The following is an 18,992-nucleotide window of genomic DNA, read 5'->3' on the forward strand; positions in this document are numbered from 1 at the left end:
GAATTTTTCATCATGATGCGCTCGCTCTACATCGCCAAGACCGGTCTCGATGCACAACAGACCCAACTCGACGTGGTGTCGAACAACCTCGCCAACGTCGGCACCACGGGCTTCAAGAGAAGCCGTGCCGTGTTCGAGGACCTGATGTACCAGAACCTGCGCCAGGTCGGCGGCCAGACTTCCGACCAGACCCGCCTGCCTTCGGGCCTGCAGGTAGGCACCGGCGTGCATGTGGTCGCCACCGAGCGCATCCACTCGCAGGGCAACCTCACCAAGACCGACAAGCCGACGGACGTTGCCATCAACGGCGGCGGCTTCTTCCAGGTGCTGATGCCCGACGGCACCACCTCGTACACGCGCGACGGTTCCTTCCAGACCGACCGCGACGGCCAGCTTGTCACGGCCAGCGGCTTTCCGGTGCAGCCGGCCATCACGCTGCCTGCCAACGCCACCAGCCTGACGGTGGGCCGCGACGGCATCGTTTCGATCACGCAGGCCGGCTCCACCAACACGGTGCAGGTCGGACAGCTGCAGCTGGCCACTTTCCTGAACCCCGCCGGCCTGCAGAGCAAGGGCGAGAACCTCTACGCCGAAACCGACGCATCGGGCGCACCCAACCAGGTGAACCCCGGTGTGGACGGCGCCGGCATCCTGAGCCAGGGCTACGTCGAGGCATCGAACGTCAACGTGGTCGAAGAGCTCGTGAACATGATCGCTACGCAGCGCGCCTACGAGATCAACAGCAAGGCGGTCCAGACCTCGGACCAGATGCTGCAGCGCCTCGCACAGTTATGACCTCCCACCGTCGTCGCGCACTCCTTTTGCCGGCGCTGGTCGCCGTGCTGGCCTCGGGCTGCGCGCAGGTACCGCGCGAGCCGCTGGTGCACCAGCCGATGACGGCGCGGGCGGAGACCATGGCTTCTGCGCCGCGGCGCGCGAACGGCGCGATCTTCCAGGACGGTCCCGGCGGCAGTGCGCTGTTCGAAGACCGCAGGCCCCGCAACGTCGGCGACATCCTGACCATCGTCATCAGCGAGCGGGTCAACGCCAGCAAGAACTCCGGCGCCTCCGCAAGCCGCACCGGCAGCCTGGCGGCGGACTTTGCAGGCGGCATTCCAAAGCTCCTGGGTTCGCTGCTCAACGGCCAGGACGCCAAGCTGTCCGGCGGCAACAAGCTCGACGCCAAGGGCGGCGCCAACGCCAACAACACCTTCAACGGGGTGATCACCGTCACGGTCGTCGACGTGATGCGCAACGGCAACTTGCTGGTCAGCGGCGAGAAGCAGATGGGCATCAACCAGGGCACCGAATACATCCGGTTCTCGGGCGTGGTGAATCCGCGCACGGTTTCGGGCAACAACACCGTGCCGTCGACCCTGGTGGCCGACGCACGCATCGAATACACGGCCAAGGGCTACATCGACGAGGCGCAGCACATGGGTTGGATGCAGCGCTTCTTCCTGAATGTCATGCCGTTCTAGCACCATGAAAAACATCTGCAACACCGTGCGCCGTATCGGCCTGCTGGCGCTGTGCGCCGTGGCCCTGCATGCACCCGCCCATGCCGAGCGCCTGAAAGAACTGGCAAGCATCCAGGGCGTGCGCGACAACCCGCTGATCGGCTACGGCCTGATGGTGGGCCTGGACGGAACGGGCGACCAGACCATGCAGACGCCGTTCACCACGCAAAGCCTGAACAACATGCTGCAGCAGCTCGGCATCACGATCCCGCAGGGCGTGAACATGCAGCTGAAGAACGTGGCGGCCGTCATGGTCACGGCCACGCTGCCGTCGTTTGCGCGCCCGGGCCAGAACATCGACGTGACCGTGTCGTCCATGGGCAATGCCAAGAGCCTGCGCGGCGGCACGCTGCTCATGACGCCGCTCAAGGGCGCCGACGGGCAGGTGTACGCCATTGCGCAGGGCAACATGGTGGTCGGCGGTGCCGGCGCATCGGCCAACGGCAGCAAGGCGCAGATCAACCAGCTCAGCTCGGGCCGCATTCCGGGCGGCGCGCTGGTCGAGCGCGGCGTCGAGGCGCCGGTGGGCGGCGAGGGCATGTTCTCGCTCGAACTCAACCGGTCCGATTTCGGCACGGTGCAGCGGGCGGTCGATGCCATCAACCGGCAGTTCGGCCCCGGCACCGCGCAGGCGCTCGACGCCCGCGTGATCCAGGTGCAGGCACCCGCACAGCAAGAACGTGTCGGCTTTCTCGCGCAGCTCGAAAGCCTCGAGGTCACGCCTACGCAGGCGGTGGCGCGCGTGGTCGTCAATGCGCGCACCGGCTCCGTGGTCATGAACCAGGCGGTGCGGGTGAACGACTGTGCGGTTGCGCACGGCAACCTCTCGGTGGTCATCAACACCGATCCCGTGGTGAGCCAGCCCAACGCATTTGCAGGGGGCAACACCGTGGTCGGGCAAACCTCGCAGATCTCCATCAACCAGGGCGGCGGCGCCTTGCAGATGGTGCGCGGCGGCGCCTCGCTGGCCGACGTGATCAAGGGCCTGAACAGCCTGGGCGCCAATCCGCAAGACCTGGTGTCCATCCTGCAGGCCATGAAATCCGCCGGCGCGCTGCGCGCCGAGCTCGAAATCATCTGAGCACCGGCATGGCAATTCCAGAAAGCAGAAGCGGCGCGCTCGACCAGCGCCTTGCGCTCGACGTACAGAGCGTCGATGCGTTGCGCTACACGGTTCGCACCTCGCCCGACGAAGGCTTGAAGCAGGTGTCGCGGCAGTTCGAGGCGCTGTTCATGAACATGGTGCTCAAGAGCATGCGCGAGGCCACGCCCTCCAGCGGCCTGCTCGAGAACCGCGACGAGAAGGTCTACCTCTCGATGCTCGACCAGCAGTTGGCGCAGAACCTCTCGGGCCGCGGCGTGGGCCTGGCCGAGGCCATGCTTGCGCAGCTCAGCCGCGGCGCGGCATCGGGCGGCGAATCGGAAAGCGGCGCGGAAGGCATGTCGCTCGCGCCGCGCGCGGGATTTCCGCTGACACCGCAATCGGGCATTCCGCTGGGCTCTGCGCCGTCGTCGTCTGCGCCGTCTTCGTCCGCGGCGGCAAGGCAGCCGGCCGCACCCGTCGACCTGAGCATCTACCAGCGCAACAGCGAGCGTCCCGCGGCAGCGGCCGTTGCATCGCTGCAAGGCAACGTCGACAGTTTCGTGCAGCGCATGGGTGGCTCCGCGCAGGTGGCAAGCGCCGCCAGCGGCGTACCCGCGCCGCTGATTCTTGCGCAGGCCGCGCTGGAGTCCGGCTGGGGCAAGCGCGAAATTCGCGCCGACGACGGCACGCAAAGCTTCAATCTCTTCGGCATCAAGGCCGACCGCAGCTGGAAGGGCCCCGTGGTGGAAACCACCACGACCGAGTACGTGGACGGCGAGCCGCAGCGCGTGCGCGCCAAGTTCAGGGCCTACGCCTCGTACGACGAAGCCTTTACCGACTACGCCAAGTTCATCACGCGCAATCCGCGCTACGCCAACGTGCTGGCGGCGGATACGCCGGCCGAGGCAGCGCATGGCCTGCAGAAGGCCGGCTACGCAACCGATCCCCAGTACGGGCAGAAGCTCGTTCGCATCATGCAGAAGTTCAGCTGAAGGAATTCATATGGCAGAGATCATCGCCCCCGCACAACAACAAAACCTCCGAGGCGGCGCGGCGCCCGCCGTTTCCAGCCGGCTGGAGGTCGTGACCTTCACGCTCGGCCAGGAAGAGTACGGAATCGACATCCAGAAGGTGCAGGAGCTGCGCGGCTACGACGCGGTGACGCGCATTGCCAATGCGCCGGAGTACATCAAGGGCGTGGTGAACCTGCGCGGAATCATCGTGCCGATCATCGACATGCGCATCAAGTTCCAGCTGGGCGCACCTACCTATGACCAGTTCACGGTGGTGATCGTGCTGAACATCGGCGGTCGCGTGGTGGGCATGGTGGTGGACAGCGTATCGGACGTGATCACGCTGAGCGCAGAGCAGATCAAGCCCGCGCCGGAGATGGGCGCCGTGCTGGACACGGACTACCTGATCGGTCTGGGCACGCTGGACGAGCGGATGCTCATCCTGGTGGACATCGACAAGCTGATGTCCAGCGACGAGATGGGCCTGATCGAAAAACTCACCTGACATCGATGCATACGGAGCAACCGAAATGAAGAACCTGAAAATCGGCACACGGCTTGGCATCGGTTTTGCCCTGGTGCTGGCACTCATGGCGTGTATTGCAGGCATCGGCGTGTTCCGTTTGCAAGGCGTGGGCCAGGCGGTACAGGAGATGGTGGAGCGCTCGCTCGTCAAAGAGCGGCTGGCCGCCAACTGGCTGCTCAACACCAGCAGCAACAGCGTGCGCACCTTCGCGCTGGTCAAGAGCAACGATGCGCAAGTGCAGGAGTACCTGCAAAAGCACATGAGCAAGACCAGTGCGAGCATTTCCGAGACGCAGTCCAAGCTGGAGGCCATGCTCGATTCGCCCGAAGAGCAGGCGATCAGCGCCGACATCAAGGAAAAGCGCAGCCAGTACGTCAACCTGCGCAACGCCATTCTCAAGCTGAAGAGCGAAGGCAAGGAGGGCGAGGCCGCCACGCTCACCAACGACAAGCTGGTGCCCATGCTCGACGTGTATGACGCGAGCATTCGCAGCATGCTGACGCACCAGGCAGAGCGGATCGACAAGGCCGCAGACGCCGTGGAAGGCCTCAACCGCGCGGGCCGTGCCAACGTGATTGTGCTGGCCGTGGTTGCGCTGCTGCTCGGCGCCGTGCTGGCATGGCTCCTTACGCGCAGCATCACGCGCCCGCTGAACGAAGCGGTGCGCGTGGCGCAAACCGTTGCGGGCGGCGACCTCACGAGCCATATCGAATCGTCGTCCACCGACGAGACGGGCCTCTTGATGCAGGCCCTGAAGAACATGAACACGAGCCTCGCGACTGTGGTCGGCGGCGTGCGCACCGGCACCGACGCCATTGCCACGGCCTCGGGCCAGATCGCCGCAGGCAATCAGGACCTGTCTTCCCGCACCGAAGAACAGGCCAGCTCGCTCGAAGAAACGGCAGCCTCGATGGAAGAGCTCACCTCTACCGTGAAGCAGAACGCAGACAACGCGCGGCAAGCCAACCAGCTGGCCCTGTCCGCGTCCGAAGTGGCAATCAAGGGCGGCAATGTCGTCGGCCAGGTGGTCGACACCATGGCGTCGATCAATGCGTCGTCCAAGAAGATCGTCGACATCATTGGCGTGATCGACGGCATTGCCTTCCAGACCAACATCCTCGCCCTCAACGCCGCAGTGGAAGCAGCACGTGCCGGTGAGCAGGGCAGGGGCTTTGCGGTCGTCGCCTCCGAAGTGCGCAGCCTGGCGCAACGCTCGGCCGCAGCCGCCAAGGAAATCAAGGGCCTGATCGACGACTCGGTCGGCAAGGTCGATGTGGGCAGCGCCCTGGTGGGCGAAGCCGGCAAGACGATGGAAGAGATCGTGAGCGGCGTCAAGCGCGTTGCCGACATCATCGGCGAGATCACCGCCGCGAGCCAGGAGCAGAGCACCGGCATCGAGCAGGTGAACCAGGCCATCTCGCAGATGGACCAGGTGACGCAGCAGAACGCGGCGCTGGTCGAAGAAGCGGCCGCCGCGGCGCAATCCATGCAGGAGCAGGCCGCCAGCCTCGTGAGCGCGGTGAGCGTGTTCAGGCTGGAGCCTGGCGCGCAGCCGCAGCGCAGCGAGCTGACGTTCGCGGCGCCTGCGACACGAACGGCAATCGGGCCCCTCAAGGCCGTTCCCAGGGGCCTGCGCCCAGCGCTGGGCGGCAAGAGCGAGGCTGCCGCACCCCGGCAACTGGCCGCGGCCAGCACCGCAGCCGGCGATTGGACGGAATTTTGAACTAATGGCCTCAAGTCTTGCGCGCACCTGCCGATAAACCTGTCGACAGGACCGCACAAAAGACATCCACCCTAGGAAGAGACTATGTTCAACCGTTTGAATCCCCGTGGCCTTCGCATCGGCCAGAAGCTCGGGCTGTTCACGGCCAGCGCCATCATGGGCGTGGCGGCCTTGACAGCCCTTTTCCTGATTTCCGAGCGAAAGCTCATCATGGAAGAGCGGCAAGCCAGCGTGCGCCAGGTGGTCGAAAGCGCCCACGGCCTGCTGAGCCATTACCACGGGCTCGTGGCCAAGGGCACCCTGACCGAGCCGCAGGCCAAGGAGCAGGCCATGCAGGCGATTCGCGGCCTGCGCTACAGCGGCACCGAGTATTTCTGGATCAACGACATGCAACCGCGCATGGTGATGCATCCGATCAGCCCGGCGCTGGAGAACAAGGATCTTTCGTCCAACAAGGACGCCAACGGCAAGCGGCTGTTCGTCTCGTTCGTCGACACCGTCAAGGCCAGCGGCGCGGGCTTCGTTCCCTATCTGTGGGCCAAGCCGGGCAGCGACAAGCCGGTGCCCAAGGTTTCCTACGTCAAGGGCTTCGAACCCTGGGGCTGGATCATCGGTTCGGGCGTCTATGTGGACACGGTGCAAACCACGATCATGGGCCGGATCATCGCCCTGTCGATCGGTGCGGCGGTGCTGGCCGCAGCGCTGCTGGCCCTGGGCTGGGCAATTTCACGCGGCCTGCTGAAACAGCTCGGCGGCGAGCCCGCAGACGCGACGGCCATTGCGCACCGCATCGCCGACGGGGACCTGGCGGTTCGCATCGACCTGAGGCGCGGCGACCAGGAGAGCTTGCTGCACGCAATCCAGGGCATGCGCAACAGCCTTGCCAAGGTGGTGGGCGAAGTGCGCACCGGCACCGATGCCATCGCCACCGCTTCGGGCCAGATCGCCGCCGGCAACCAGGACCTGTCTTCGCGCACCGAAGAGCAGGCCAGCTCGCTCGAAGAAACAGCCGCCTCGATGGAAGAGCTCACCTCTACCGTGAAGCAGAACGCAGACAACGCCCGCCAGGCCAACCAGCTGGCCCTGTCGGCTTCTGAAGTGGCCGTTCGCGGCGGTGGCGTGGTGAGCCAGGTGGTGGACACCATGGGCTCCATCAACACATCGTCCAAGAAGAACGCGGCACTGGTCGAAGAAGCAGCCGCCGCGGCGCAGTCGATGCAGGAGCAGGCCGCCAGCCTGGTAGGCGCGGTGAGCGTGTTCAAGCTCGAAGGCGGCGCAGCCTCTTCGGCTCAGCCAGACGCACGGCTCGCCTCTGCCGCAGCCAAGTCGGCGCGCCCCTCCGAATCCTCTCCGAAGCCGCGGCGCGCCGCGCCGGCCAGGAAGACCCAAGAAGCACCTTCGTCGTCCCCGCAGCTGGCCATGGCCGGTGCGGCCGGCGGCGACTGGACAGAGTTTTAAGCCAACAGCAACAGGTTTTCGATGACTGCTACCCCAACCAAACAAACCGCGGACACCCGCAACGCCGCAACGTCCCGGCCCGGCCGGCCTCTGGAATTTCTTTCCTTCACGCTCGGCCAGGAAGAGTACGGAATCGACATCCAGAAGGTGCAGGAGCTGCGCGGCTACGAACCAGTTCACGGTGGTGATCGTGCTGAACATCGGCGGTCGCGTGGTGGGCATGGTGGTGGACAGCGTGTCGGACGTGATCACGCTGAGCGCAGAGCAGATCAAGCCCGCGCCGGAGATGGGCGCCGTGCTGGACAAGATGGGCGCCGTGCTGGACACGGACTACCTGATCGGTCTGGGCACGCTGGACGAGCGGATGCTCATTTTGGTGGACATCGACAAGCTGATGTCCAGCGACGAGATGGGCCTGGTCGAGAAGATCGCCGCCTGATCTGGCCGCGCTGAGAAAGAGATAGAGAGAGTCAGAGAGAGAAGAAGTTCATGCAAGCGTTCTACAACCTCAGGATTGCGACCAAGCTGCTCGTGTCCTTTGTCGCTGTCCTGGCGTTGACCGCGGTGCTCGGTGTCGTGTCGGTACTGCAGCTTTCAAAGGTCAACCAGATGTCGACCGACATCGCCACCAACTGGATGCCTTCGGCCCAGTCGCTGCTCGAGATGAGGGGCCTGATGGCCCGCTACCGCTCCGAGGAAATGCAGCACCTGCTGTCGACGTCGCCCGAAGACGCTGCGCACTACGAGAAGTCGATGGCTGCGATCTGGGAGGGATTGGGCAAGGCGCGTGGGCAATACGAGGCGCTTATTTCCGAGCCGGAAGAAAAGAAGATCTATTCGGACTACGCGAAAACGCTGGGCCTGTATGCGCAGGAACACGAGAAGGTCGTGGCCCTCTCCCGCGCGCAACAAAAGACGGAGGCAGTGGCGCTCATCCGCGCGAATGCATCGAAGCTGAACCACCAGCTGACGGAGATGATCGACCGGCTTGTCGCCCTCAACGTCGAAGGCGGCAAGCAGGCAAGCGCCAATGGCGACGCCATCTATGCGCGGGCGCGGCTGTGGATTCTGGCGCTTCTGCTGGGCAGCATCGGATTGGGCTTTGTGCTCGCGCTGTGCATTGCACGCATCGTTGCGCGGCCGCTGTCCGAAGCGGTTGAAATTGCGCAATCGGTGGCGTCGGGCGACTTGACGAGGCGTATCGAAGTCCAGAGCCGCGATGAGACGGGCCAGCTGATGCAGGCGCTCCAGAGCATGAACACGAGCCTTGCCAACGTGGTCAGCGGCGTGCGCACGGGCACCGATGCCATCGCCACCGCTTCGGGCCAGATTGCCGCCGGCAATCACGACTTGTCTTCACGCACCGAAGAACAGGCCAGCTCGCTCGAAGAAACAGCTGCCTCGATGGAAGAGCTTACCTCTACCGTGAAGCAGAACGCCGACAACGCCCGCCAGGCCAACCAGTTGGCCCTGTCGGCTTCTGAAGTGGCCGTTCGCGGCGGTGGCGTGGTGAGCCAAGTGGTGGACACCATGGGCTCCATCAACACATCGTCCAAGAAGATCGTCGACATCATCGGCGTGATCGACGGCATCGCCTTCCAGACCAACATCCTGGCGCTGAACGCAGCGGTCGAAGCCGCGCGGGCCGGTGAACAAGGCCGCGGCTTTGCCGTGGTGGCCTCCGAAGTGCGCAACCTTGCGCAGCGCTCGGGCGCAGCCGCCAAGGAAATCAAGGGCCTGATCGACGACTCCGTGGGCAAGGTCGAAGCCGGCAGCCGCCAGGTGGCCGAAGCGGGCCGCACGATGGACGAGATCGTGGACAGCGTCAAGCGCGTGACCGACATCATGGGCGAGATCACGGCGGCGAGCCAGGAGCAGAGCACCGGCATCGAGCAGGTGAACCAGGCGATTGCGCAGATGGACCAGGTGACCCAGCAGAACGCGGCACTGGTCGAAGAAGCAGCCGCCGCGGCGCAGTCGATGCAGGAGCAAGCCGCCAGCCTTGTCGGCGCCGTGAGCGTGTTCAAGCTGGACCAGCCGCAACAGGCTGCACCCGCCTTCCGCCAAACGAGCGCCAGTCAAACAAGCGCACCGCGGGCGTCGTCCGGCGCGCACCACGGCATGAGGTTGATCGAAGCGTGAGTTTTCTTCGGCCCTCGATCGCCGATCCATTTCACTCCACCACCCCATCATGAACTTCCTCTCCAACGTGCGTATCGGAACGCGCCTGGCCATCGGCTTTGGCCTGGTTCTCGCCCTGACGCTGGTTTCGGCCGCTTTTGCGCTGGTGACTGCGCGCAACAACGCCGAAGCCACCCGCCAGATGATGCAGAGCCCGCTCGCAAAAGAGCGCCTCATTTCCGACTGGTACGTGCTCACCTACTCGGCCATTGCGCGCACCGCAATGATCGCCCGGAGTACCGACCAAGCGCTTCCGGTCACTTTTGCCGATGTCATTTCCGACAGCGTCAAGAAGGGTGGGGAAACCATGGCCAAGGTGGAGGCGCTGCTCGTCACCGACCTGGAGAAGTCGACCTTCAAGAACATTGTCGAGCTGCGTGCCAAGTACCAGGCCGCCAAGGATGCAGTGCAAAAGGCCAAGACCGGCGGCAACCCCGCGGAGGCAGAGGCCGTCTTCAAGAACACCTTCGAACCGGCCGCCAAGGCCTACGAAACGCGCGTGCTCGAACTGCTGGCCCTCGAGCGCAAGGCCATCGACGACATGAGCCATGCCATCGACGCCGCGAACGAGCGCGGTTTCAACCTCCGCATCTTCATGACGGCATTGACGCTGGTGCTGGGCGCGCTTTGCTCCTTCCTGATCGCACGCAGCGTGACGCGGCCCCTCGGCCATGCGGTGAAGGTGGCAGAAACCGTGGCAAGCGGCGACCTCAGCTCGGCCATCGACACTGGCGCGCGCGACGAGACCGGCCAGCTCATGAGCGCGCTGAAGCACATGAACGACAGCCTCGCCAAGGTGGTGGGCGAAGTGCGCACCGGCACCGACGCCATTGCCACCGCTTCGGGCCAGATTGCCGCCGGCAACCAAGATTTGTCTTCACGCACCGAAGAACAGGCCAGCTCGCTCGAAGAAACAGCCGCCTCGATGGAAGAGCTCACCAGCACGGTGAAGCAGAACGCCGACAACGCGCGCCAAGCCAACCAACTTGCGCTCTCGGCTTCCGAGGTTGCGGTCAAGGGTGGTGGTGTGGTCGATCAGGTCGTCGACACCATGGCGTCGATCAACGCGTCGTCCAAGAAGATCGTCGACATCATCGGCGTGATCGACGGCATCGCGTTCCAGACCAACATCCTCGCCCTCAACGCTGCCGTTGAAGCCGCGCGGGCCGGTGAACAAGGCCGCGGCTTTGCCGTGGTGGCCTCCGAAGTGCGCAACCTCGCGCAGCGCTCGGGCGCAGCCGCCAAGGAAATCAAGGGCCTGATCGACGACTCCGTGGGCAAGGTCGAAGCCGGCAGCCGCCAGGTGGCCGAAGCGGGCCGCACGATGGACGAGATCGTGGACAGCGTCAAGCGCGTGACCGACATCATGGGCGAGATCACGGCGGCGAGCCAGGAGCAGAGCACCGGCATCGAGCAGGTGAACCAGGCGATTGCGCAGATGGACCAGGTGACCCAGCAGAACGCGGCACTGGTCGAAGAAGCAGCCGCCGCGGCGCAGTCGATGCAGGAGCAGGCCGCCAGCCTGGTCGAGGCCGTCAGCGTGTTCAAGCTGGACAGCAACAACACCGCATCGCGCCCGCTCGCACAGGTGCACGCCAAGCTGCAACCGGCGCTGCCCTCGCGCAGGGCAATGCCCGCATTGGCAGCGGCCGGCGGCTGGGAGGCCTCCTGAGCACCCTGCCTTTGCGGACTGAAAAAGCACCGGCGCAAAAGCGGCCGGTGCACACAACCTTTTCTTGCGGCAAGCGCGTATGGCGTGCTGTTGCCCTTTCCTGATCTTCTGGAGTCATGAGCATGTTTCTGAGCAATATTTCAATCGGCAAGCGGCTGGCCGTCGTGATCGGCGTGATCCTCGCCCTGTCTCTTACGAGCAGCGTGCTTGCCGTGCTGAAGCTCCGGCAGATCGGCGAAGAAATCAACGCAATGGTCGAGAAGAACATCAAGACCGAACGCGCCGGTGCCGACTGGCTGCGCAACACCAACTCGGGCGTGCAGCGCGCCGCGGCCATTGCCAAGAGCAGCGACGCAAGCCTGATTGCCTACTTCGCACCCGCCACGGCGCTCTCCATCAAGGAGACCAATGAGCTGCAGAAGCTCATCGAGGCGCACATGGACACGCCGGAAAAGCGCCAGCTGTACGAGAAGGTCGGGGAGCTTCGCAAAGCCTACCTCGCGGCCCGCGAAGAAGTGAGCAAGGCCAAGCTGGCGGGCGACCTCGAAGGTGCCAACCGGATCTTCAACGAACGGTTCGAGCCCACATCGCGCAGCTATCTTGCGGGCGTGCAGCAAATGGTAGATGCCGAGCGCGTGCAGCTCGACGCCGCGGCCGAGCGCAGCAAGGAGATGCGCGCCAACACCAGCCTGATGCTTGTCATCTTCGGCGCGCTGTCGCTGGGCCTTGGCCTGGTGCTCGCCTGGCTGCTCGTTCGCAGCATCACGCATCCGCTGCGCCGCGCCGTCGAAGTGGCCGAAGCGGTTGCCGCAGGCGACCTGACCAGCCGCATCGAAGTGACGACGAAGGACGAAACCGGCCAGCTCATGCACGCCCTCAAGGGCATGAACGGCAGCCTTGCCAAGGTGGTGGGCGAAGTGCGCACGGGCACCGACGCCATCGCCACCGCTTCAGGCCAGATCGCCGCCGGTAACCAGGACCTGTCTTCGCGCACCGAAGAACAGGCCAGCTCGCTCGAAGAAACGGCCGCCTCGATGGAAGAGCTCACATCTACCGTGAAGCAGAACGCCGACAACGCCCGCCAGGCCAACCAGTTGGCCCTGTCGGCCTCCGAAGTGGCCGTGCGCGGCGGTGGCGTGGTGAGCCAGGTGGTGGACACCATGGGCTCCATCAACACATCGTCCAAGAAGATCGTCGACATCATCGGCGTGATCGACGGCATCGCCTTCCAGACCAACATCCTGGCGCTGAACGCAGCGGTCGAAGCCGCGCGGGCCGGTGAACAAGGCCGCGGCTTTGCCGTGGTGGCCTCCGAAGTGCGCAACCTTGCGCAGCGCTCGGGCGCAGCCGCCAAGGAAATCAAGGGCCTGATCGACGACTCCGTGGGCAAGGTCGAAGCCGGCAGCCGCCAGGTGGCCGAAGCGGGCCGCACGATGGACGAGATCGTGGACAGCGTCAAGCGCGTGACCGACATCATGGGCGAGATCACGGCGGCGAGCCAGGAGCAGAGCACCGGCATCGAGCAGGTGAACCAGGCGATTGCGCAGATGGACCAGGTGACCCAGCAGAACGCGGCACTGGTCGAAGAAGCAGCCGCCGCGGCGCAGTCGATGCAGGAGCAGGCCGCCAGCCTGGTCGAGGCCGTCAGCGTGTTCAAGCTGGACAGCCACGTGGCATTGCGCCCGCTTGCGCAGGTGCACGCCAAGCTGCAACCGGCGCTGCCATCGCGCAAGGCCATGCCTGCGCTGAAGGGCCCGGCCCGTGCCGCGGCGGAAGCCAAGTCTCCTCCCAGGCTTGCCGCAGCGCACGCCGGGTCTGGCGACTGGACCGAGTTCTGAACCGCGTTCCAAAGAGTTCCAGCGACTTTCAACGTTTCTCAGGAGGAAAAACATGAAATGGTTCCAAGGGCTTCCCGTCGCCGTCAAGCTGGTACTCAGCTTTCTCATCGTCGCGGCCGTGGGCGCGGGTGTCAGCGGCCTCGGTATTTTTCACATGGGTCGTATCAACGCCTCGACCGAGAGCCTCTACAACAACGATCTGCGCTCCATCAAATTGGTGCAGGCGGCCAACATTCATCTGCTCGATGCCAGCCGCGCCCAGATGGGCCTGCTGTCGGCCGGCACCAAGGGCGAGCGCAACCTTGGCTTCAAGGAGCTGAAGGAGGCCGTGGCCGCACTCGAATCGAACGTGGCCGACGTGAAGCCGCTGCTCGAGCAGACCACCGAGGGGCGCGAGCTGCATGCGCAGTACCAGAAGCTGATGCCGCCGCTCAAGAAGCACCTGGCGGATTTTGCGGATCTCATCGCGAGGCAGACGCTGGACAGCTCGCAGTTCGAAGGCAACGTGCCCGAAGAAAGCGCGTTGCTGCTGAAGGAATCCCGCGCGCTTGAAAAGGTGCTGCAGAGCATGGTCGCCTACAGCGACCAGCAGGCTCGCAGCAGCATGGAAGATGCCGCCGGCACTTTCAAGCATTCACGGCTCCTGATGCTGCTGCTGGCGCTGGCCGGTGTGGTCATCAGCCTGGGCCTTGGCGTGGTGGTGGCGCGGCTGCTGGCCGGCCAGCTGGGCGGCGAGCCGGCCTATGCGGCCGATGTGGTCGGCCGCATTGCAAGCGGCGACCTGACGGAACGCGTGCAGGCGCGCACGGCCCGCAGCGGCAGCCTGCTGTTCTCCATCAAGCGCATGCAAGACCAGTTGACCGACGTCGTCGTGCGCATCAAGACATCGAGCGACGCCATCGCGACCGCCTCGGGCCAGATTGCGGCAGGCAACCAGGACCTGTCTTCGCGCACCGAAGAGCAGGCCAGCTCGCTCGAAGAGACGGCAGCTTCGATGGAAGAGCTCACTTCTACCGTCAAACAGAACGCCGACAACGCACGCCAGGCCAACCAGCTGGCACTGTCTGCCTCTGAAGTTGCCGTCAAGGGCGGCAACGTGGTCGGCCAGGTGGTCGACACCATGGCCTCTATCAATGCCTCGTCCAAGAAGATCGTCGACATCATCGGCGTGATCGACGGCATTGCCTTCCAGACCAACATCCTGGCACTCAATGCAGCCGTTGAAGCCGCGCGCGCAGGCGAACAGGGCCGCGGCTTCGCGGTTGTCGCCGCAGAAGTGCGCAGCCTCGCGCAGCGCTCTGGCGCAGCCGCCAAGGAAATCAAGGGCCTGATCGACGACTCCGTCGGCAAGGTCGACGTGGGCAGTGCGCTGGTCGGCGAAGCCGGCAAGACCATGGCCGAGATCGTGGGCAGCGTGAAGCGCGTGACCGACATCATCGGCGAGATCACGGCTGCCAGCCAGGAGCAGAGCACCGGCATCGAACAGGTGAACCAGGCCATTGCGCAGATGGACCAGGTGACGCAGCAGAACGCGGCGCTGGTCGAGGAAGCGGCCGCCGCGGCGCAATCCATGCAGGAGCAGGCCGCCAGCCTCGTGGAAGCGGTGAGCGTGTTCAGGCTGGAGGCCGGGGCCCACGCAGGCCACGTCACGCGCGTCGAACCCACGCACACTGCGGAGTCGGCGGAACGGCCGCTCCCCGGCCTGCGCAAGAAGAAGGAGGCGATTGCTTCCACCCCTCCCTTGGCCCTCGCCCGCGGCGCCGCCGGCGACTGGACCGAGTTCTGAAAAAGCCGACCCGACCGCGCCGCATCAACGGCGCCGAACGCCTCGAAAGGCCTTCAACTTTTGCGCGTCCTGCCGATAAACAAGCAACAGGCGTCCTGACCGGCGCCTTCCGTCCGACAAAAGAAACGTTTTACAGGTAAAGCCTCATGTCCATGTTTTATACGGGCCTGTCCGGCCTGAGCGTGGCGCGAACCGCGCTCATGACCACGGCCCACAACACGGCCAACGTGTACACCACCGGCTACAGCCGCCAGACCGCGCTCGTCTCCACGCTCGACGGCACGGTCAACGGCGCGGGCTTCGTTGGAAACGGTGCGCGCGTAACCACGGTGCAGCGCAGCTACGACCGCTACCTGACGGCCCAGCTCAACGGCGCCGAGGCCTCGGGCGCAGCGCTTGCGAGCTATGGTTCGCAGATCAACCGCATCGACTCCCTGCTGGCCGACAAGACCGCTGGCCTCACGCCGCTGATGCAGAGCTTCTTTGCCAGCGTGCAGGGCGTGGCCAACACGCCCGCCGACCCCGCCGCTCGCCAGCAGCTCATCAGCGCGGCCCAGTCGCTGGCCAACAAGTTCCGCTCCACCGACCAGTACCTCACCGACCTGAACACATCCGTCAACGACCAGATCGAAGGCAGCGCTGCAAAGATCAACACCTATGCCACGCAGATCGCAAGCCTGAACCAGCAGATCAGCCAACTCAGCGCCATGGCCGGCGGCCAGCCGCCCAACGACCTGATGGACCAGCGCGACCAGTTGGTGAGCGACCTCGGCAAGATCGTCGAGGTCAAGGTGATGGAGCAGGACAGCGGCCAGTACAACGTTTTCATCGGCAACGGCCAGACGCTTGTGCTGGGCGACCGCGCCGCGAAGATGCAATCGGTGCAGTCTTCCGTCGATCCCACGCGCCAGTCGATGGCGCTGGTCGGTCTGACCGGCACGGTTTCCGAACTCAACGACAACGTGCTCACCGGCGGATCGCTGGGCGGGCTGCTGGCCTTCCGTTCCGAAACGCTCACCAGCACGCAGAACGCCGTCGGCCGCCTCGCAATGGCACTGGCCAGCGAGTTCAACGACCAGCACAAGCTTGGCGTGGATCTGAACGGCGTGCTTGGAACCGACTTTTTTTCGCAGGCCGTGCCCGGCGTTTTCTCGCATGCAAAGAACGCCGGCGACATGGTGCTCGGCGCCAGCGTGACCGATACCTCGCAGCTCTCGACCAGCGACTACTCGGTGCAGGTGAAAGACGTGGCGGGCACGCTGACCTACACGGTCACGCGGCTGTCCGACAAGCAGGTGATGGGCGACTACACCTCGTTCCCGGCCAGCTTCGACGGCGTGAGCCTCTCGGTGGCCAGCGGCACCGCGCAGGCGGGCGACTCGTTCCTGGTGCAGCCCACGCGCACCGGTGCGCGCGACATGGACGTGCTGGTGCGCGAAACGGCCAAGGTGGCCGCCGCATCGCCGCTCGTTACCGGCAAGACGGTGGGCAACAAGGGCACGGGCGTGCTGAGCCCCGCGGTCGTCGACCAGGGCTACCTGGCCTCGCCGCTTGCGGCTACGGTCACGCTCGCCTACGACGCCGGCGGCAATACGCTGTCGGGCTTCCCGGCGGGCTCAGCTGTTACCGTCACGCTGGCCGATGGCACTGCCACCAATTACCCGGCCGGCACGCCCGTGCCCTACACCGCAGGCGCCGCCATCAGCTTCGACGGCATCGAGGTCAAGCTCACGGGCGCACCCGCCGAGGGCGACACCTTCACCATCGGCAAGAACGTGGCTGGCGTGTCGGACGGCAGCAATGCGCTGAAGCTCGGCGCGCTGCAGCGCAAGAACGCCATGGACGGCGGCACCTCCACCTTCAACGGCGCCTTTGCCAAGCTGGTGAGCGAGGTGGGCAACCGCGCCATGGAGATTCGCGTGGCGTCGCAGACGCAAGAGAGCGTCACGGGCCAGATCCGCGCCAGCCGCGACTCGATCTCGGGCGTGAATCAGGACGAGGAAACCGCCAACCTGCTGATGTACCAGCAGATGTACCAGGCCAATGCCAAGGTGATCCAGACCGCATCGACCATGTTCGACGCGATTCTGGGCATCCGCAACTGATCCGGCCCTCGTTTTTACAGAACAGATTTCAGGAGTCGAGATGCGCATCAGCACCCAATCCTTCTACGCCCAGAGCATGAATGCCCTGGGTTCGCAGCAACAGCAGCTGTTTCGCGTTCAGCAGCAGCTTGCCGCGGGCACCAAGTTCCTGACGCCGGCCGACGATCCGGTGGCCGCCGCGCGCGCGCTCGGCGTCAGCCAGTCGATGGCCGAGTCGGCCCAGTACGCCAGCAGCCGCAGCCGCGCGATGCTCTCGCTTTCGCAAGAGGAAACCGCGCTGAAGTCGGCCACCTCGATCATGCAGAACATGAAGACGCTGGCCGTGCAGGCCGGCAACGGCACCTTGTCGGACGCCGACCGCGCCTCGCTGGCCACCACGCTGCAGAGCAACCTGGACCAGTTGGTGAACGTGGCCAATGCCGACGACGGCAACGGCCAGTTCCTGTTTGCCGGTTTCAAGAGCGCCAGCCCGCCATTCGTGGCCGACGCCGCAGGCGGCATCCAGTACATGGGCGACCAGGGCCAGCGCCTCATGCAGATCGACGTGTCGCGCCAGATGGCGACCACCGACGACGGCCGCAGCGTGTTCCAGTCGGTTCAGGGCGGGGCAGGTTACGTGAGCTCGGCCGGCGCGGCCAACACCGGCTCGGGCGTGTTCGGGCCCGTGGGCCTGACCGATGCAACCGCCGCCAACTATGGCAAGGACTTTGTCATCAGCTTTGCGGGCGGCAACTACACCGTGACCACCCAGGACACGCCTCCCGTGGTGGCCGCAACGGGCCCCTACGTGGCCGGCACGCCCATTTCGTTCGGCGGCCTGCAGGTCAAGATGAGCGGCACCCCCGCCGACGGCGATACCTTCCAGGTGGAGACGGCCCGCAACGCGGGCACCGACGTGTTCGCCGCCATCGGCGACATGATCTCCGCGCTGAAGAAGCCGCTGGCCGGCGGCGGCGATGCGGCGCAGGCCGAGCTGCTCAACGCGCTCAGCACCTTCAACGTGAAGATCACCAACGCGCACGACAACGTGCTCACGGTCACCTCCTCGATCGGTTCGCGCATGAACGAGCTCGAGGCGCTCAACACAGGGGGGGCCTCGCGCCTGCTGATCGACAAGAGCTACCTTTCGGAGATCGAGGACCTGGACCCGGCCAGCGCCATTTCGGAATACCTGCAGCGCGAAACCTCGCTGAAGGCAACGCAGCAGACCTTTGCACGGTTGCACAGCATTGCGCTGTTCAACTACCTGTAACGAAGAGCGGGGCGGCCCGGGGCGCCCCTCAGGGCCGCAAGGTTTGCGTGAGCTGCAGCACCGAAGAAAGCGCCGCGGCAAAGCGCGGCTCAAGAAACGCGCTGAACTGCGGCAAGAGCAGCTGCAGCATGCCGATGCCCGCCAGTAGCGTGAGCGGAAAGCCGACGGCAAAAATGCTGAACTGCGGCGAGGCCCGGTTGAGGATGCCCATTGCCAGGTTGAGCGTGAGCAACGCGGTAACCAGCGGCAGCGAAAGCATGAAGCCATTGATGAAGATCTGCCCGCCGCCCAGCACCAGGAACATCCAGCCTTGCGCGGCCAGTGGCGCATCGGCAATCGGCAGGGTGCTGAAGCTCTCGGCCAACCCGGCCACCATCAGCAAGTGGCCGTCCACCGCCAGAAAAAGCAGGATGGCCAGCATGTGCATCAGCCGTGCAATCACCATCGTGGCGCCGCCGGCCATGGGGTCGAAAAACGAAGCGAAGGAAAGGCCCATCTGCAGGCCGATGTATTCGCCCGCGGCCAGCACGGCGGCAAACACCATGCGCATGGTGAAGCCGATGGCGCCGCCAATGAGCACTTGCTGCACGATGATCCAGATACCGCCGGCCGAAACCACCGGCACCGGCGGCATCGGCCCGAGCGTCGGCGCAATGGCAATCGTCAGCAGGGCCGCAATGGCCACCTTGAGCTGGCGCGAAACACCAGGCTCGCCGAACACCGGCGCGGTGCTCACCAGCGCCAGCATGCGGATGAACGGCCAGAGAAAAGCCGTCAGCCAGGCGGTCAGCTCCGCCGAGGTGACGGAGAAAATGGCGGGCATCGCGCGCGTGC

Annotated in this window: 14 protein-coding genes and 1 pseudogene; 14 read left to right on the forward strand and 1 reads right to left on the reverse strand. The window is 65.1% G+C overall.

Annotated features, from left to right (window positions below):
- Window positions 1-12 precede the first annotated feature (12 nt).
- From flgG to flgL, 14 genes and pseudogenes are all read left to right on the forward strand, one after another.
- Entirely contained in the window at window positions 13-795 is a 783-nt protein-coding gene (gene flgG, locus QHG62_RS13360) for a flagellar basal-body rod protein FlgG (protein WP_281151307.1), read from the forward strand.
- On the forward strand, window positions 792-1,481 hold the full coding sequence (locus QHG62_RS13365) for a flagellar basal body L-ring protein FlgH (protein ID WP_281151308.1): 690 nt from the start codon (window positions 792-794) through the stop codon (window positions 1,479-1,481). The genes flgG and QHG62_RS13365 overlap by 4 nt, the downstream gene beginning before the upstream one ends.
- 4 nt (window positions 1,482-1,485) lie before the next feature.
- Entirely contained in the window at window positions 1,486-2,601 is a 1,116-nt protein-coding gene (locus QHG62_RS13370) for a flagellar basal body P-ring protein FlgI (RefSeq protein WP_281151309.1), read from the forward strand.
- 8 nt (window positions 2,602-2,609) lie between these two features.
- On the forward strand, window positions 2,610-3,596 hold the full coding sequence (flgJ, locus tag QHG62_RS13375; RefSeq protein WP_281151310.1) for a flagellar assembly peptidoglycan hydrolase FlgJ: 987 nt from the start codon (window positions 2,610-2,612) through the stop codon (window positions 3,594-3,596).
- 10 nt (window positions 3,597-3,606) lie between these two features.
- Entirely contained in the window at window positions 3,607-4,122 is a 516-nt protein-coding gene (locus QHG62_RS13380; RefSeq protein WP_281151311.1) for a chemotaxis protein CheW, read from the forward strand.
- Between the two features lie 25 nt (window positions 4,123-4,147).
- Window positions 4,148-5,866, forward strand: coding sequence for a methyl-accepting chemotaxis protein (locus tag QHG62_RS13385; protein ID WP_281151312.1), 1,719 nt, complete (start codon window positions 4,148-4,150; stop codon window positions 5,864-5,866).
- 84 nt (window positions 5,867-5,950) lie between these two features.
- Entirely contained in the window at window positions 5,951-7,324 is a 1,374-nt protein-coding gene (locus QHG62_RS13390; protein ID WP_281151313.1) for a cache domain-containing protein, read from the forward strand.
- Between the two features lie 21 nt (window positions 7,325-7,345).
- A pseudogene (locus QHG62_RS13395) lies at window positions 7,346-7,763 on the forward strand (chemotaxis protein CheW).
- A 50-nt stretch (window positions 7,764-7,813) separates the two neighbouring features.
- Window positions 7,814-9,466, forward strand: coding sequence for a methyl-accepting chemotaxis protein (locus QHG62_RS13400; protein WP_281151314.1), 1,653 nt, complete (start codon window positions 7,814-7,816; stop codon window positions 9,464-9,466).
- Between the two features lie 49 nt (window positions 9,467-9,515).
- Entirely contained in the window at window positions 9,516-11,177 is a 1,662-nt protein-coding gene (locus QHG62_RS13405; RefSeq protein WP_281151315.1) for a methyl-accepting chemotaxis protein, read from the forward strand.
- 122 nt (window positions 11,178-11,299) lie between these two features.
- Entirely contained in the window at window positions 11,300-13,015 is a 1,716-nt protein-coding gene (locus QHG62_RS13410; RefSeq protein WP_281151626.1) for a methyl-accepting chemotaxis protein, read from the forward strand.
- 52 nt (window positions 13,016-13,067) lie between these two features.
- On the forward strand, window positions 13,068-14,801 hold the full coding sequence (locus tag QHG62_RS13415; RefSeq protein WP_281151317.1) for a methyl-accepting chemotaxis protein: 1,734 nt from the start codon (window positions 13,068-13,070) through the stop codon (window positions 14,799-14,801).
- Between the two features lie 146 nt (window positions 14,802-14,947).
- Window positions 14,948-16,906, forward strand: coding sequence for a flagellar hook-associated protein FlgK (flgK, locus tag QHG62_RS13420; protein WP_281151318.1), 1,959 nt, complete (start codon window positions 14,948-14,950; stop codon window positions 16,904-16,906).
- A 40-nt stretch (window positions 16,907-16,946) separates the two neighbouring features.
- Window positions 16,947-18,158 carry a flagellar hook-associated protein FlgL gene (flgL, locus tag QHG62_RS13425; protein WP_281151319.1) on the forward strand — a complete coding sequence of 404 codons (1,212 nt, stop codon included), beginning with the start codon at window positions 16,947-16,949 and terminating at the stop codon, window positions 18,156-18,158.
- Between the two features lie 28 nt (window positions 18,159-18,186).
- Here flgL and fliR read toward each other — a convergent pair whose 3' ends face one another.
- Window positions 18,187-18,981, reverse strand: a complete 795-nt coding sequence (fliR, locus tag QHG62_RS13430; RefSeq protein WP_281151320.1) for a flagellar biosynthetic protein FliR — start codon at window positions 18,979-18,981, stop codon at window positions 18,187-18,189.
- Window positions 18,982-18,992: the final 11 nt, after the last annotated feature.

The sequence above is a fragment of the Variovorax paradoxus genome (genome assembly GCF_029919115.1).
GTDB lineage: Bacteria > Pseudomonadota > Gammaproteobacteria > Burkholderiales > Burkholderiaceae_C > Variovorax > Variovorax paradoxus_O.

What these genes read in the sequence shown, in the direction of transcription:
- flgG (WP_281151307.1), top strand. Translation starts at nt 13, where the DNA reads ATGATGCGCTCGCTCTACATCGCCAAGACCGGTCTCGATGCACAACAG.
- QHG62_RS13365 (WP_281151308.1), top strand. Translation starts at nt 792, where the DNA reads ATGACCTCCCACCGTCGTCGCGCACTCCTTTTGCCGGCGCTGGTCGCC.
- QHG62_RS13370 (WP_281151309.1), top strand. Translation starts at nt 1,486, where the DNA reads ATGAAAAACATCTGCAACACCGTGCGCCGTATCGGCCTGCTGGCGCTG.
- flgJ (WP_281151310.1), top strand. Translation starts at nt 2,610, where the DNA reads ATGGCAATTCCAGAAAGCAGAAGCGGCGCGCTCGACCAGCGCCTTGCG.
- QHG62_RS13380 (WP_281151311.1), top strand. Translation starts at nt 3,607, where the DNA reads ATGGCAGAGATCATCGCCCCCGCACAACAACAAAACCTCCGAGGCGGC.
- QHG62_RS13385 (WP_281151312.1), top strand. Translation starts at nt 4,148, where the DNA reads ATGAAGAACCTGAAAATCGGCACACGGCTTGGCATCGGTTTTGCCCTG.
- QHG62_RS13390 (WP_281151313.1), top strand. Translation starts at nt 5,951, where the DNA reads ATGTTCAACCGTTTGAATCCCCGTGGCCTTCGCATCGGCCAGAAGCTC.
- QHG62_RS13400 (WP_281151314.1), top strand. Translation starts at nt 7,814, where the DNA reads ATGCAAGCGTTCTACAACCTCAGGATTGCGACCAAGCTGCTCGTGTCC.
- QHG62_RS13405 (WP_281151315.1), top strand. Translation starts at nt 9,516, where the DNA reads ATGAACTTCCTCTCCAACGTGCGTATCGGAACGCGCCTGGCCATCGGC.
- QHG62_RS13410 (WP_281151626.1), top strand. Translation starts at nt 11,300, where the DNA reads ATGTTTCTGAGCAATATTTCAATCGGCAAGCGGCTGGCCGTCGTGATC.
- QHG62_RS13415 (WP_281151317.1), top strand. Translation starts at nt 13,068, where the DNA reads ATGAAATGGTTCCAAGGGCTTCCCGTCGCCGTCAAGCTGGTACTCAGC.
- flgK (WP_281151318.1), top strand. Translation starts at nt 14,948, where the DNA reads ATGTCCATGTTTTATACGGGCCTGTCCGGCCTGAGCGTGGCGCGAACC.
- flgL (WP_281151319.1), top strand. Translation starts at nt 16,947, where the DNA reads ATGCGCATCAGCACCCAATCCTTCTACGCCCAGAGCATGAATGCCCTG.
- fliR (WP_281151320.1), bottom strand. Translation starts at nt 18,981, where the DNA reads ATGCCCGCCATTTTCTCCGTCACCTCGGCGGAGCTGACCGCCTGGCTG.